We start from the raw sequence: 14,155 nt of genomic DNA on the forward strand, positions 1-14,155 counted from the left end.
ATGGTTAACAAAAAAAGGAGTATAGTTTGGTTTTCCCAACTCTAAAACTTAGGAACTTTTCATGGCAATGCGTGTATTTGTGTGCTTTTTGGCTACTTTTGTGTCTAATGGCCTAGCCCGCTTTGGTTATATCGTACTCATTCCTTTTCTCATTCTTTCGGGCAAATTTAGCGAATCACAGAGCATGCAACTAGGCATTGCCGTGATCGTGGGCTATATTTTTGGGAGTGCAGTTTTAAGTTTTTTTAAAAAATACTACTCCTTAGAAAGTATCAGCAAAATTAGCTTTTTAATCATTGCTCTAAGTTTTTTTGCCTGCTACTTAGATAACTTCCCTTTTGTTTGGATCTGGATTTGGCGCTTTTTAGCCGGTGTGGCCTCCTCTTGTTTGATGATTCTCTCAGCGCCTTTATGTCTAGGTTTTATTAAAGAACAACACCGTCCCTATGTGAGCGGTTTAGTCTTTAGTGGCGTTGGCATGGCAGCGGTTTTTAGTGGCTTTATTCTGCCTCACTTTTCTCATATTCTCTCTTGGTCTTGGATTTTTCTAGGAGGACTTAGCTTTTTAATCTTTCTTTGCTCACTCTCTTTAAAAACCCTGCACCCACCAAAGCCCGCTACCACCACACAAACAGAAAAATTTAAATTTTCCTATTACTTTGTACTCTTGCTTATCTCTGTTGCTCTTAATGCGATTGGTTATTTGCCCCACACGCTTTTTTGGGTGGATTATTTAGTCCGCTTTTTACATTTCAACAAAGCCACTGCTGGGGCTTCGTGGGCGCTTTTTGGTTTTGGGGCGGCTTTAGGGACTTTTTTAAGTGCGAGTTTAGCCGGTGCTATCGGGCTTAAACATGCCCATAGCGTGATTTTATTACTTAAAACCCTCTCTTGTATTCTAGCCGCCTATTGTACCAACATTTACTGGCTTAATCTCTCTATCTTTTTGATGGGCTTTAGTTCTATGGGTAATACCGCTTTGACAAGTACTATGGGACTTTACATCGTAGGCAAGCAATATTTCATGCCCGCCTCTAGCGCTATCTTTTTAACCTTTGGGATTTTTCAAGCGCTCTTTTCTTTCTTTTTCACTTGGTGTTTAGGGACTGTAAGTTTTTATTCGATGTTTATGATCTGTGCGGCTGTGTGTTTTGTAAGTTTTATAGTGTTACTCCCCATTGCACAAAAAACTTTTAAAAGCGCTTAAAAGGAGTTTGTTATGAAAATGCGCGTATTTGTATGCTTCTTGGCTACCTTTGTCTCTAATGGTTTAGCTCGCTTTGGCTATACTGCCCTCATTCCCTTTTTAATTCTCTCTGGTAAGTTAACAGAAAATCAGAGTTTACAACTAGGCATTGCTGTTATGGTGGGCTATATTTTTGGGAGTGTGGTTTTAACTCTTTTACAAACGCGCTACTCTCTTGAAAGCATTAGCAAGGGGAGCTTTTTAATCATTGCGCTTAGTTTTTTTGCCTGTTATCTGGATAACTTCCCCTTTGTTTGGGCGTGGATTTGGCGCTTTTTAGCCGGTGTGGCCTCCTCTTGTTTGATGATTCTCTCCGCGCCTCTATGTTTAGGCTTTATTAAAGAACAACACCGCCCTTATGTGAGTGCCTTAGTTTTTAGTGGCATTGGTGTAGGGGTGGTCTTTAGCGGTCTTGCTTTGCCCCATTTTGCCCATATCATTTCTTGGTCATGGATTTTTCTAGGCGCTCTTGCACTTTTAGCCTTTTTCTGCTCGCTCTCTTTAAAAACCCTGCACCCACCCAAACCTGCCACCACAAAAACAGAAAAATTTAAAATTTCTTATTTTTTCGCGCTCTTGCTTATTTCAGTTGTGCTTAATGCCATTGCTTATTTACCCCACACGCTTTTTTGGGTGGATTATCTAGTCCGCTTTTTGCATTTCAATAAAGCCACCGCCGGGACTTCATGGGCGTTTTTTGGTTTTGGGGCGGTATTGGGTACTTTTTTAAGCGCTGGAATGTCTCATAAAATTGGGCTTAAAAACGCCTCTAGTGTGGTTTTATTGCTTAGAACCCTCTCTTGTATTCTAGCCGCTTATTGTACCAACATTTACTGGCTTAATCTCTCTATCTTTTTAATGGGCTTTAGCACAACGGGTAATGTCGCTCTGACAAGTACCATGTGTATTTACATTGTAGGTAGAGAAAATTTTGTACCCTCCTCAAGTATTGTCTTTTTATCCTTTGGGATTTTTCAGGCGGCCTTTTCTTTTATCTTCACTTGGTGTTTAGGGACTGTAAGCTTTTATTGGATGTTTATGATCTGCACAGTTGCTTCATTCTTAAGTTTTGCGGTACTATTACCCATTCCACAAAAAACTTTCAAAAGCGCCTAGTCCATGCTAAAATAGTCCTATTTTTTGATTGAGGATACATAGATGGGTTTAGGAGACTTCTTAAAAAATTTCAAAAGAAATAGAGTGCAATCTTCTGGGCAGGACATGCCAAGCCATTGGATTAAATGCCCTAAATGCGCGGCTCTTATGTATTATAAAGAAGTGTTTTCTAAACACCATGTTTGTCTTAAATGCAATTATCATTTTAGAATGAGTGCTAATGATCGCCTTGAATTTCTCTGTGATTCTTTTATAGAGTTTGATAAAGAATTACAACCTATCGATCCGCTCAATTTTGTAGATAAAGAGAGTTACAAACAGCGCATCAAAAAGCACCAAGCCAAAACAGGACGGCCTAGCTCTCTGATCAGTGGGGAGGGAGAAATTAATGGGATTTCTTTACAAATTGCTGTTTTTGACTTTGCTTTTATGGGGGGATCATTAGGCTCTGTGGAGGGAGAAAAAATTGTACGCAGTATTAACCGTGCTGTAGAAAAATCCCAAGCTTTGCTCATAGTTTCAGCTAGCGGAGGGGCGCGCATGCAAGAATCTACTTATGCGCTTATGCAAATGGCTAAAACTAGCGCCGCTCTTAATAAACTCTCAGAGGCTAAATTGCCCTTTATCTCACTACTAACCGATCCTACCTTTGGGGGTGTGAGCGCCTCTTTTGCTTTTTTAGGCGACTTAATCATTGCTGAACCCGGTGCGATGATTGGCTTTGCTGGAGCTAGAGTGATTAAGCAAACTATCGGGGCAGAATTACCCGAAGGCTTTCAAAGCGCAGAATTTTTACTTGAGCATGGCTTGATTGATATGATTGTACAACGCAAGGATTTAAAAAAGACAATCAGCGATTTAGTAGGCATGTTAAGAGAAAATAGATGACTTGTATTATTTATTCTATTTCTAAGAAAAATTCCCTCTATGCCTCTCTTTTTAAACACCACCAACAGGCGTGTTTACAATTTAAAACCAAGCTTGAAATTGTAGATATTTCTGTATCAAAAGAGAGTAAAGAGCACTACAGCAAAGCCTTTAACCCCTATCTTAAGCCAAATTCTTATGCCATGCACCCAACAGGTAAGCTTTATGATAGTTTGCAATTTAGTAAACTATTAAGCACACATGCCCGTATGCAATTTTTCATCGCGGGGGCTTATGGCTTTGAAAGCACCTTTTTAGACAAATTAATCCCCCTCTCTTTAAGCCCGCTAACTCTAAGCGCTTCGCTAGCTAAACTTGTCTTGTGTGAGCAGATTTTTAGAGGGCTTAGTCTTTTAAACAAACACCCCTATCACAAATGAGAAAAATGGAGGCAATATGAAACTGCGCTACTATAGTACATTTACAATTTTATTTATGGCAGCTATTGGCTGGTATGTCTACCACGCCACCCCTGAAAAACTCGCGCTTAATGTCGCGCAACACACTTTTATTTTACCCGTTGCTGTTTGGGTGGTGGGGGCGGTGTTTGTGTTTTTCCTCTTTACCCTATTTTTTATGCTCTTAGGAGGGATTGGTAGCTTTTTTAAACGCTATGCAGAGAAAAGAGATTTTGAAAAACTAGTAGGGCAGATCATTGATCAAAACACCCATAATAGCTTTAGTAAACAAAATTATTCTAACCCCCATTTTGCAGAACTTTCTAATATTCTCTCCCGCTTTTTTCTCAAAGAGGATTTAAACACAGCACAAAGTGGGTATGAAAAAGTTGATCAACTTTTTGAGCTTTACCAAAAAGTACAAAAGGGGGAGGAAGTGGAGTGGCAAAAATACCATTTAGATGCGCATAATTCTCTTTACACCCAAAATATTTTCAACAAAATAGATCGCGATTTAAAATACGCCTCTTTTGTTCTTAAAAAAGAAGGCTTTAGTCCGGAGGCTAAAAAACAGGCGCTAATTAACATCATTCAAAGAGGTTCTTTAAAAGAAATCCCTAAGGTGCTTAAAGGCGCTAAAGAGTTGGTGGATAAATCTGTTTTAGCGGTTCTTTTGCAGGTTTTTTGGCAAAAAAATGTGGGGTTAAGCCAAGCAGAAGTTGTGGAGCTGTGTGTGGGGGTGGGTTATGATAAACAGGAATATTTGCAAATGGCACTAGACTCTAAGCCCTTTTTATCCCCTGATGATTGGTTTAAATTCTTTGAGCTTTTAGCTAGCAAGGACGAGTTAGCCGAAAAGGCTTTATTATTTGTACTATTAGATTTAGAAATGCTTGAGCAGGCAAAAGAACGCTTAAACACCCACCCTCAAGATGAGTTTTTAATTATCAAGGCTTATTTGGAGCTAAAAAAATCCGATCGATCCTACCCGCTTGCCCTATTCTTTGGCTTAACAACCCCGGTTAAACTTATCAAATTAGACAAAACAGAGAGTACACCACCGCCTAAGCTGTGATTACTCTTGTATGAATCACCACCAAGGCCCATACATCATGGGCATGCCTCCCATCATCGGATACATGCCCATAGGATACATGCCATAAGGATACATTCCCATTGGATACATTCCCATAGGGCTTATCATCGGACGCATCATCATCGGATTGTAGGGAATATAACCCGCTCCAGTTGGAGGCAGAGCTGAGAGGGCAAATTTACCCCCGTGGGCAAGTTTGATACCGGCTAGAAAAATATCATGGAAAGATCCGTATTTTTTAGGCTTAAGCGCTATAGGAATATCCCCATCTTTATTGCCCACGCACTCATTTTTCATTTCATTGCACTCATTAAGCGTGTCTACATCGGGGAGTTTAGGGTTGACATCTTTAGGATCACCCACCCAGCACCCCCCAAAAAATACAGCCACCCCTAAGCACTGGAAAGTTTTAAAATTCATTGCTTTTTAGAGTGTTTACCATAATCTTTAACCCCGACATTAACCACATTCATAAAATCAGAGCGGTACTCTAAAGATTTATTGGTAAAAACGGGTTTGAAATTGTTCTTTACAAGGGGTTGGGCATTAGCTTGGGGAGCGTGGCAAAGAGTGCAGTTAAAACGCGCATCGCTTACATTGCCTTTTCTAGTGGGGCGATTATGCCTAAAGTCAAAAAAATGTGATTGGGGTACAGGTGTAGCCCCTACAGTTTTAGCCACAGCTGGCATATGACAACCCAAACACTGGTTATTATCTTTTGTAATGGGAAGTAACCCGGTAGTGTCATGGGGAATCATGGGTGGGGCATTTTCATAAGCCCGTTCGAATCGTTGGCTTTCCCCGGGAGGGTTTTTATGGAAGTTATAATCATGTAAGTGTAAATCTTTCTCGTCCTCTAAAGGGGCTTTGCGCAAACCAATTTGTGTATCGCTTAGTAAGGATACATCTTTTTCATAAGCCTGAGTTAGAGTACAAAGTCCGCCTATAAATGCAGCAGTTACAAATAAAGCGCGTAGTTTCATGTTTTCCTCCTATATCGAGCTTTTAACGCCAAAATTATAGCACACTAAAAAGAATTAAGGCAAATGATAAAAATCCACACACCCGACTTTTTTAACCACAATTTCTCTTTGTGCACTGAGGCGCTCTAGTTGTACTGGTGTAAGATAACAGCGTGCCTCATCTACACTTAGGGGGCGGTATTTGAGTAAATCTAAAAAAGCTTGTGGGGTGGTTTGTAACTTTGTAATTTTAAAGGGAATGCGGCTAGGTAAGCTAATAGGTAAGCCTTCAAAATAAGTAGCCAATTCTAATAAATGCGTGGGAGTTAGAGGCTGGACTTTATAGGCTGGGGGGCGATCAATACTACTTAAATCTACACGGGCTAAGTTGGGGACTTTTTGTAAAAAGGCGGCTAAATCTTGAATATGTGCCTCTTGATCATTAATCCCTGCTACTAATAGCATTTCTGCAACTAAAAAGCCTTGATACTGGCTAGCAAAATCTAAAATGCCTTCTAAAATAGATTCTAGGGGTAGATTTTTATGGGGGCGATCTATCTTATTAAAAACTTGTGGCCAAATGGCATCTAAAGAGAATTTAACAATATCATAGTGTAAGAGTGCTTTTTGTACTTCTTTATTGCCAAGCCGCGTACCATTGCTTAAAATTAAAGACTGCACACCACTAGGGATTAAGGGCTTTATCGTGGTGATAAGCTCTTCTAAGTGAGGATAAAGAGTGGGTTCGCCATTAGCTGTAGTGGTGAGTACATCTAGGGAGCTGTATTTGTGGGCTAGGGCTTGTTTGATTGCAGAAACCAAAACCTCTAGGGGTAAAACTGAATGCATACTTTTCATAGGCTTATTTGGCGTGAGTTCGCAGTAAAGACAATCAAAATTGCACTGTTTGGCCTCTCCTGAAACATCAATCCCTAAGGACCAGCCAAAACGGCGCGATTTAATAGGGCCAAAAACTAAATTAGACATCTGCTGGCTCTGTAAAATCACATTTTAAGCAGCTATGAAGGCTAGGTTTTTTCTTATAAGCTTTTAAAACCATTAAAGAGCCACACTGCGGGCATGGTTTCTCTATGGGTTTATAATTGGTCAGAAAAGTACAGGTGGGGTAATTATTACAGCCATAAAAAATCCCTCTCTTGCTTCTTTTTTGCACCACTTGCCCCTGACACTGCGGGCATGGATAAGTAGAGCCTTGATCTTTAGGGGTTTGTGAACGGATATTTTTACAGCTAGGGTAATTACTACAAGCTAGAAATTCCCCAAAACGCCCCTTTTTAACTACCATAGCAGATCCGCACTTTTCACAAGGTTGTACATTTTCAGAGTCTTTAGAGGTGAGTTGGATAAATTTACACTTAGGATAACCACTACAGGCAACAAAAACCCCAAATCTACCCTTTCTTTGTACTAACTCTGAACCACATTTGGGGCAAAATTCCCCAGTGGGGATACTAACTTTTTGGGAGGCAATTTGGGCTTTGCCTATCTCTATTTGTTCCATAAAAGGCATGTAAAAATCCATGAGCATTTGTTGCCAAGAGGCTTTATTGCCAGCAATGGCATCTAATTTATCCTCTAAACTAGCGCTAAAGGCAGCATCTACAATATTGGTAAAATACTTCTCTAAAATACCCACGACTACAAAGGCATTTTCAGTAGGGGTAAGCTGTTTTTTCTCTAATTTGACATAATCACGGTTGAGTAAAAGGGCAATAGTGGGGGCATAAGTGCTAGGTCTACCAATGCCTAAACTTTCTAAAGTTTTAATCAAAGAGGCTTCAGAATATCTAGCGGGGGGTTCTGTGTGGTATTCACGGGCTTGTATTTTTTCTAAACCAATGGATTCTTTAAGGTTTAAAGAGGGGAGTAATTTATCCTCGCTATTATCTTTAAGAACTTTATGATAACCATCAAAGATCAGTTTACGCCCACTGGCTTTAAATATCGCCTCTAGTGGTGTACAGGCAATTAAAATATGTTGTTGCTCAAAGATCGCATCGCTCATTTGAGAGGCTAAAAAGCGTTGGTAAATAAGGGTATAAAGTTTGTGTTCCTCAGGTTTGAGATAATCTTTAGCAATATGGGGGGTAAAGGCTAACTGTGTGGGGCGGATAGCTTCATGGGCTTCTTGGGCGCTTTTATTCTTAGAGGTGTAATTTTTAAAAGTGGGTGGTAAATAGGAGTTACCATAGGTCTTTTGGATAAATTCTCTAGCGGCTTGTTGGGCTTCTTTTGCGATGTGTAAACTATCGGTGCGCATATAAGTAATTACCCCGCTTATTCCATCAGGAGTAGCTACACCCTCATAAAGCTTTTGGGCAATGCCCATAGTTTTAGAAGGGTTATAACCCAAATGGGTAGAGGCGCTTTGTTGCAAGGTAGAAGTCATAAAGGGAGGTGGAGTAGGGGAAGTCTTATTTTTATGGCTAATTTCTTGGACTTGATAAACTTGATCCTTTAAATTAGCCACCATTTCTAAGGCTTTTTCAACATCAGTTAAACTTTGCCTTTTAATTTTAGCACCCTGATAGCTTTCTAAACTTGCTTCTATCCCATGGGCAAAGATAGCCTCAATATTGTAATAAGTGAGGGGTTTAAACGCTTGGATTTCTTTTTCACGATCCACAATGATTTTTAAGGCTGCACTTTGTACGCGCCCGGCACTCATGCCCCGTGAAATTTTATGGGCTAATAAAGAGCTTAAACTAAAACCCACGATGCGATCTAAAAGCCTTCTAGCTAGTTGGGCGTTAATTTTATCAATGTCTAAAGTTTTGGGGTGTGCTAGGGCGTGTAAAATAGCTGATTTGGTAACTTCATGGAAAACAATACGGGGGAGTGCAAAAATAGGGTTGTTTTTGGGGTTATTTGTTTGTGCTTCTAAATCTAAAATTTCTTGTTTTGTAGAATGGGAGGTTTTTTTAGCCCCCCCTTGTTTTTCTTGAATGAGATAGGCAATGTGATAACCAATGGCTTCCCCTTCGCGATCTTCATCTGTAGCGATATAAATTTGTGAGGCATCTTTGGCTAAATCTAAAATCTGGCTCACAATTTCTTCATGATCTTTACTCACCGTGTATTTAGGGAAAAACTTTTCATTCTCAATATGAATACCCATAGCATATTTGCTTAGATCGCGTACATGTCCTTTGGAGGCAATAACTTGGTAATTAGGATCAAGAAAATGCGCGATTGTTTTAGCTTTTGTAGGGGATTCTACGATGATGAGGTTTTTAGCAGATTTTCTTCGCATACAAACTCTTTTTTTAAATTTAGTAATGGGCGGCATTATAAACTATTTTAAAAGACATTGCAGTTAACAATCTCATGGAACAGCCCTTGCTTGGTGTGTGTATCATAATTAGCAAAGGATGCAAAAATGAGTTTTCGAATCAACACCAATGTCGCGGCTTTAAACGCCCATACAATAGGCGTACGCAACAATAGAGACCTTGCTAGCTCTTTGGAAAAATTAAGCTCGGGTTTGCGCATTAACAAGGCAGCAGATGACGCTTCAGGGATGGCCATTGCGGATAGTTTGCGTAGCCAAAGCGCAAGCTTAGGGCAGGCCATTAAAAACGCCAACGATGCCATTGGGATCGTCCAAACAGCAGATAAGGCAATGGATGAGCAAATTAAAATTTTAGATACGGTTAAGACAAAGGCCGTCCAAGCCGCCCAAGATGGCCAAACAGCTGAAACGAGAAAGGCCTTACAAAGCGATATTTTGCGGCTTTTAGAGGAACTAGATAACATTGCTAACACCACTAGCTTTAATGGCCAACAGCTTTTAGCGGGTAGTTTTTCTAATAAAGAATTTCAGATCGGGGCTTATTCTAATACGACGATTAAGGCCTCTATTGGTCCCACTGGATCAGATAAGATAGGGCATGTGCGCTTTGAGACCTCAGCAATGGATAGGGACGGCATGGAGGTTAGCGCTGGGGCAAAAAACTTACAAGAGGTTACTTTAAATTTTAGACAGGCTAACGCGGTCAATGACTTTAAGATCGAATCGGTTAAGATTTCTACCAGTGCGGGTACAGGTCTTGGGGCGTTAGTGGAAGTGATTAATAAAAATTCTAACACCCTAGGGGTACGCGCCACAGCCACCGTAATAGGAACGGGCGGAAAACCGGTACAATCAGGCACGGTTAGGGGGCTTACCATTAATGGGGTGATGATAGGTACGATCAATGATGTTAAACGCAACGATCGCGATGGACGGCTTATTAATGCAATCAATTCAGTTAGAGAGCGCACAGGAGTAGAGGCCTACATAGATATATCAGGGCGCATTAATTTAAAATCTACTGACGGGCGGGCTATTTCTGTGCATGCAATTAGTGCCTCCGGGAAAGTTTTTGGGGGCGGGAATTTTGTAGGGATTTCAGGGAATGCCCATGCCATTGTTGGCCGTTTAACTTTAGTTAAGCAAGATGCTAGAGACATCGTCATTAGTGGCATTAACTATAGCCATATTGGGCTACACTCAGCACAAGGAATTGCAGAGTATTCTGTCAATCTACGCTCTATCCGCGGGGTTTTTGATGCCAATGTAGCTAGTGCTAGCGGAGGAAATGCCAATGCCGCGCAGGCTCATCTTAATTTTAAAGGCATTGGCGCGGGGGTTACGAGTTTGCGCGGGGCGATGGTGGTTATGGATATGGCTGAGAGCGCACGAGTCCAACTAGATAAAATCCGATCGGATTTAGGTTCGGTGCAAATGGAGTTAGTAACCACGATTAATAACATCTCTGTAACTCAGGTTAATGTTAAGGCAGCTGAATCACAAATTAGAGATGTAGACTTTGCAGAAGAAAGCGCAAGCTTCTCTAAATACAACATTTTAGCCCAAAGCGGTAGTTTTGCTATGGCACAGGCCAATGCGGTACAGCAAAATGTGTTACGACTCTTGCAGTAGGTTTAGGAGGGCATGGCATCTATTTATGAGCAAAATTTAGAGGTTTTAAAACACAAAGACCCCCTTTTAGCCTCAGATCTTTTACAGATTAAGGCTAACCTCAAATATGAAGTCTTCATGCAAAAAGAGGACTTTAATATTTTAGATGTCCGCACCAACACGCCCCTTTTTACCCATAAACCCTTAGAAGAAAACCTAGAAAAATTCAAGCACACAAACCCCACTCCCTATCTTTATTTTTATGGGGCGGGTAATGGAATGCTCTATCGCTTACTTTTAGGTTTAGATTCTATTAGCCGTATCGTGGTGATCGAGCCTGAAATTGAAATTCTTTTTATCATTTTTAACCTACTTGATTTTAGCCAAGAGATGCAAAGCGATCGCATTATTTTTTTACATAGCCAAGCCTGTTCTTACCAAATGTTAGCCTCGCTTTTTAACATGGATAAAAAGGCGCGTATTTATGCCAAACTTTACGAATTAATTGTCTTTAATGCCTACTATGAGCGCTACTTTACAGAAATTGAGCGCATTAACCAAGATTTGATTAAAGCCTTAGAAAACGCGGTTTTAAGTGTGGGCAATGATGCAAGAGATGCCATTATCGGGATTAAAAACCATGTACAAAATCTCCCCTTAGTGCTTAAAAGCCCAACTCTGCTAAGTTTAGCTGCTGTTTTGCAAGAGCGCAACCTCACGCATAACAGCGCTATTATTATCTCTACAGGCCCTAGTTTAAATAAACAACTCCCCCTTTTAAAAGAAATAGCCCCCTATGCTACTCTTTTTTGTATAGATGCTTCTTTTCCTATCCTTAGTACTTATGGCATTAAGCCTGATATTGTCTTTTCTTTAGAACGGGTAGAAGCTACGGCTAAATTTTACACACACACCCCTAAGCAAGCCCAAGAGGGCGTGATTTTTGCCCTCACCTCCATCGTTCACCCCACATTGCCCCAAGCTATCACAAAAGGGGTTAAACAATTTAGCCTACGCCCCTTTGGCTATACTAGCTTATTTGGTTTGCATGATTATGGTTATCTGGGTATTGGAATGAGTGCGGCTAATATGGCCTATGAGTTAGTCGTACATGCGCGCTTTGCCCGTTGTATTTTTATCGGACAAGATTTAAGTTTTTCTAAGAGTGGGCATAGCCATGCGAGTGGGGCGCTTTATGGGAATACAGAGATCAAACCCAAAACAGAGGATAAGATTTTTATAGAAAGCTATGGGGGAGAGGGGGAGGTAGAAACCACGCGTATTTGGAAACTCTTTTTAGATTTCTTTGAAAAGGACATCTTCCACACGCCCTATAATTTAGAAGTGATCAACGCCACAGAGGGAGGGGCACGCATACACGGCACTAAAGAACTTAGCTTTTTAGAAAGTGTAGAAAAAATTAAAGCTGATCTTAAACCCCTCACACCCAAACCGCCCCTTCTTTTGCCCTATCCTACAAAAGAGCAATACACCTACAACTTGCAAAGAGCTAAACAAACCTGCCTTCATCTTATCACCTATACTAAAGAGTGTAAGGAAAGAATTGAGGGGCTTTTTTTAGAGGTGGCTAAGTTTTTAGAGGAAGTAGAAAGCTTGCATGCTAAAGGACAGTTAGATCAGCTACAGATAAATCATTTAGAAGAACTAAGCCAAAAGATCAACGATTTAAAAGATATTTTTGAAGACCCTAGATTTAGCCATTGTTTTAACGATGCGATCCAATCTTATATTTTCCACCAAGAATTAGAGATCGCTAAAATCGTGGCTAAACCTGCTATAGATAAAGAAAGTTTGCAAGCTAAACAACTAGAGTGGATTTATGCGCATAAATATTGGCTTTTTAGTTTAGCTGGGGGCATTACCTGCGTAATGGAAGTGGTACAACAGGCGCTTAAAACTTGGGACGAGTTAGATCATTAAACAACCCAAGCCCCATAAGAGAGAGTAAAAAAGCAAGGCCCAATGCGTTAAGAAGTTGCATTGTCTGCGGGCTGATTTTTCGTTGTATCAAAGTTTCTAGCCAAAGTAAGGCTAATTGTCCGCCATCTAAAAGTGGGATAGGGAAGAGATTGAGTAAGCCTAGATTAATAGAGATAAAAGCCACACTTAAAGCCCAAGTTTGTAGCTGGCTTTGTGTGGAGAGAAAGTTTACAATCCCTACAACTGAATTCACTTCTGAAAGGGGCAAAGCGCCTAGTAAAAGTTTTTGCAATCCCTTAAGCGTGAGGATCATCATTTCTTGTACTTGTTTATAAGCGCGGCTTATGGCTTCTAAAGGAGAATAGGAGATGCGTACAATTTGCTTAGAGGGGGTGATGCCTAACATCTTAATTAAAATAGGTTCTTTAAAGGCGTTAAAAATCTTTTGCTCTGTGGGGAGGGCTTTTAGGTGTAGAATTTGGTTTTGCCGTTTGATTTCTAATACTAAAGACCCATTTTGTTGAATCGCGCTTTGTAGATCCTGCCAGTCTCTTATAAATTTATGATTGATAGAAAGAATTTGATCGCCGGGCTTAACTCCAGCTTGTTTGGCGGGCATATTGGGTAAAACAGATCCCACAATAGGGGCAAGATGGGGGCTTGGAGTTAAAAACAAGGCTAAATAAATAAAACCAGCTAGCAAGAGATTAAAAAGGGGCCCACCTAGTAAAATAAGGCTTTTTTGAGTAAAGGTTTTAGTTAAATAGCCCCCCTCTCCTTCTTGTTTAAGCGCCACATAACCCCCTAGCAAAATAAGAGAGAGGCAGTATTGGGTGTTTTTGTATTGTTTAATAAAAAGTTTAGGGCCAAAACCTAGAGAAAAAACCTCTACTTCTACCTTACAAAGACGCGCTATACAAAAATGCCCAAATTCATGGAAGATAATTAAAAATGCTAAAGCCCCTATGGCTAGTAAAATCCCCACTAGTTGCGCACTAATTGGTAGTATTTAAATACATAGTCTGCTCCTGAATAAAGGGTTGCAAAAACAGCAAGCGTAACTAAAAAATAACCCACCATTACCCCGTGTATGTGGATATCAGCGAGTAAAAAGAAAATGGCACAAACCTGTAAAAGGGTTTTGTATTTACCCAGTTGGCTTACTGCGATATTTTTACCCATGTATGAAACAGAAACTCTTAGCCCAGCAATAAAAAACTCCCGACTTAAAATCACAAAGGGTACCCATGGGGTGATTCGCCCTAAATGCAGCAGACCTAAAAAAGCGGCTAAAATTAAAATCTTATCTGCTAGAGGATCAAAAATTTCTCCAAAGAGAGTTTTAAAGTGATAACGCCTAGCAATTGTGCCGTCTAAAAAATCGGTGAGGGCTGCAAGGATAAAGATAAAGGCACTGGCATAATCTGCATTAGCTTTAGAGAGTTTAAAAAGAGCGGGGGCGTGTAAAATAAAAAAAAGCAAAAAGATAGAGAGGGCGATACGCAGGAGGGTTAGAGTGTTTGGGATATGTCTGATCCATTGCAT

The 14,155-nt window shown here is 40.4% G+C and carries 13 protein-coding genes; 7 read left to right on the forward strand and 6 right to left on the reverse strand.

What is annotated here, in order from left to right:
- The first annotated feature begins 67 nt into the window (after positions 1-67).
- From G6Q00_RS04465 to G6Q00_RS04485, 5 genes are read left to right on the forward strand one after another with little or no spacing between them, the layout of a single operon-like run.
- Positions 68-1,207 (forward strand): YbfB/YjiJ family MFS transporter, encoded by a 1,140-nt coding sequence (locus G6Q00_RS04465; protein ID WP_205426511.1) that lies wholly within the window; start codon positions 68-70, stop codon positions 1,205-1,207.
- 18 nt (positions 1,208-1,225) lie between these two features.
- Positions 1,226-2,362: a YbfB/YjiJ family MFS transporter gene (locus G6Q00_RS04470; protein ID WP_205426512.1), complete on the forward strand. Its 1,137-nt coding sequence runs from the start codon at positions 1,226-1,228 to the stop codon at positions 2,360-2,362.
- Positions 2,363-2,404: 42 nt separating this feature from the next.
- The gene (gene accD / locus G6Q00_RS04475; protein WP_163532195.1) at positions 2,405-3,250 is read left to right on the forward strand and encodes an acetyl-CoA carboxylase, carboxyltransferase subunit beta; all 846 of its coding nucleotides are present in this window, start codon (positions 2,405-2,407) and stop codon (positions 3,248-3,250) included.
- Positions 3,247-3,669, forward strand: coding sequence for a 23S rRNA (pseudouridine(1915)-N(3))-methyltransferase RlmH (locus G6Q00_RS04480; protein WP_163532196.1), 423 nt, complete (start codon positions 3,247-3,249; stop codon positions 3,667-3,669). The genes accD and G6Q00_RS04480 overlap by 4 nt, the downstream gene beginning before the upstream one ends.
- Positions 3,670-3,685: 16 nt before the next feature.
- On the forward strand, positions 3,686-4,762 hold the full coding sequence (locus G6Q00_RS04485) for a hypothetical protein (protein WP_205426502.1): 1,077 nt from the start codon (positions 3,686-3,688) through the stop codon (positions 4,760-4,762).
- Between the two features lie 15 nt (positions 4,763-4,777).
- Here G6Q00_RS04485 and G6Q00_RS04490 read toward each other — a convergent pair whose 3' ends face one another.
- From G6Q00_RS04490 to topA, 4 genes are read right to left on the reverse strand one after another with little or no spacing between them, the layout of a single operon-like run.
- Positions 4,778-5,203 (reverse strand): U1 small nuclear ribonucleoprotein, encoded by a 426-nt coding sequence (locus G6Q00_RS04490; protein ID WP_163532197.1) that lies wholly within the window; start codon positions 5,201-5,203, stop codon positions 4,778-4,780.
- Positions 5,200-5,766 carry a nitrate reductase cytochrome c-type subunit gene (locus tag G6Q00_RS04495; RefSeq protein WP_163498857.1) on the reverse strand — a complete coding sequence of 189 codons (567 nt, stop codon included), beginning with the start codon at positions 5,764-5,766 and terminating at the stop codon, positions 5,200-5,202. Before G6Q00_RS04495 ends, G6Q00_RS04490 begins: the two co-directional genes overlap by 4 nt.
- Before the next feature lie 54 nt (positions 5,767-5,820).
- Positions 5,821-6,732, reverse strand: a complete 912-nt coding sequence (locus G6Q00_RS04500; RefSeq protein ID WP_240330990.1) for a radical SAM protein — start codon at positions 6,730-6,732, stop codon at positions 5,821-5,823.
- Positions 6,725-9,019, reverse strand: coding sequence for a type I DNA topoisomerase (topA, locus tag G6Q00_RS04505; protein ID WP_163532199.1), 2,295 nt, complete (start codon positions 9,017-9,019; stop codon positions 6,725-6,727). Before topA ends, G6Q00_RS04500 begins: the two co-directional genes overlap by 8 nt.
- A gap of 126 nt (positions 9,020-9,145) precedes the next feature.
- On the opposite strand from topA, the gene G6Q00_RS04510 reads away from it, so the two are divergent.
- Positions 9,146-10,690, forward strand: coding sequence for a flagellin B (locus tag G6Q00_RS04510; RefSeq protein ID WP_163532200.1), 1,545 nt, complete (start codon positions 9,146-9,148; stop codon positions 10,688-10,690).
- A gap of 12 nt (positions 10,691-10,702) precedes the next feature.
- Complete coding sequence (locus G6Q00_RS04515) at positions 10,703-12,610, forward strand: motility associated factor glycosyltransferase family protein (protein ID WP_163532201.1); 1,908 nt, start codon at positions 10,703-10,705, stop codon at positions 12,608-12,610.
- On the opposite strand, the gene rseP is transcribed toward G6Q00_RS04515, so the two are convergent.
- Complete coding sequence (gene rseP, locus G6Q00_RS04520) at positions 12,582-13,595, reverse strand: RIP metalloprotease RseP (protein WP_163532202.1); 1,014 nt, start codon at positions 13,593-13,595, stop codon at positions 12,582-12,584. The genes G6Q00_RS04515 and rseP overlap by 29 nt on opposite strands.
- Positions 13,595-14,155 carry a CDP-diacylglycerol--glycerol-3-phosphate 3-phosphatidyltransferase gene (gene pgsA, locus G6Q00_RS04525; RefSeq protein WP_163532203.1) on the reverse strand — a complete coding sequence of 187 codons (561 nt, stop codon included), beginning with the start codon at positions 14,153-14,155 and terminating at the stop codon, positions 13,595-13,597. The genes rseP and pgsA overlap by 1 nt, the downstream gene beginning before the upstream one ends.

The sequence above is a fragment of the Helicobacter suis genome (genome assembly GCF_902196125.1).
Classification (GTDB): domain Bacteria; phylum Campylobacterota; class Campylobacteria; order Campylobacterales; family Helicobacteraceae; genus Helicobacter; species Helicobacter suis_B.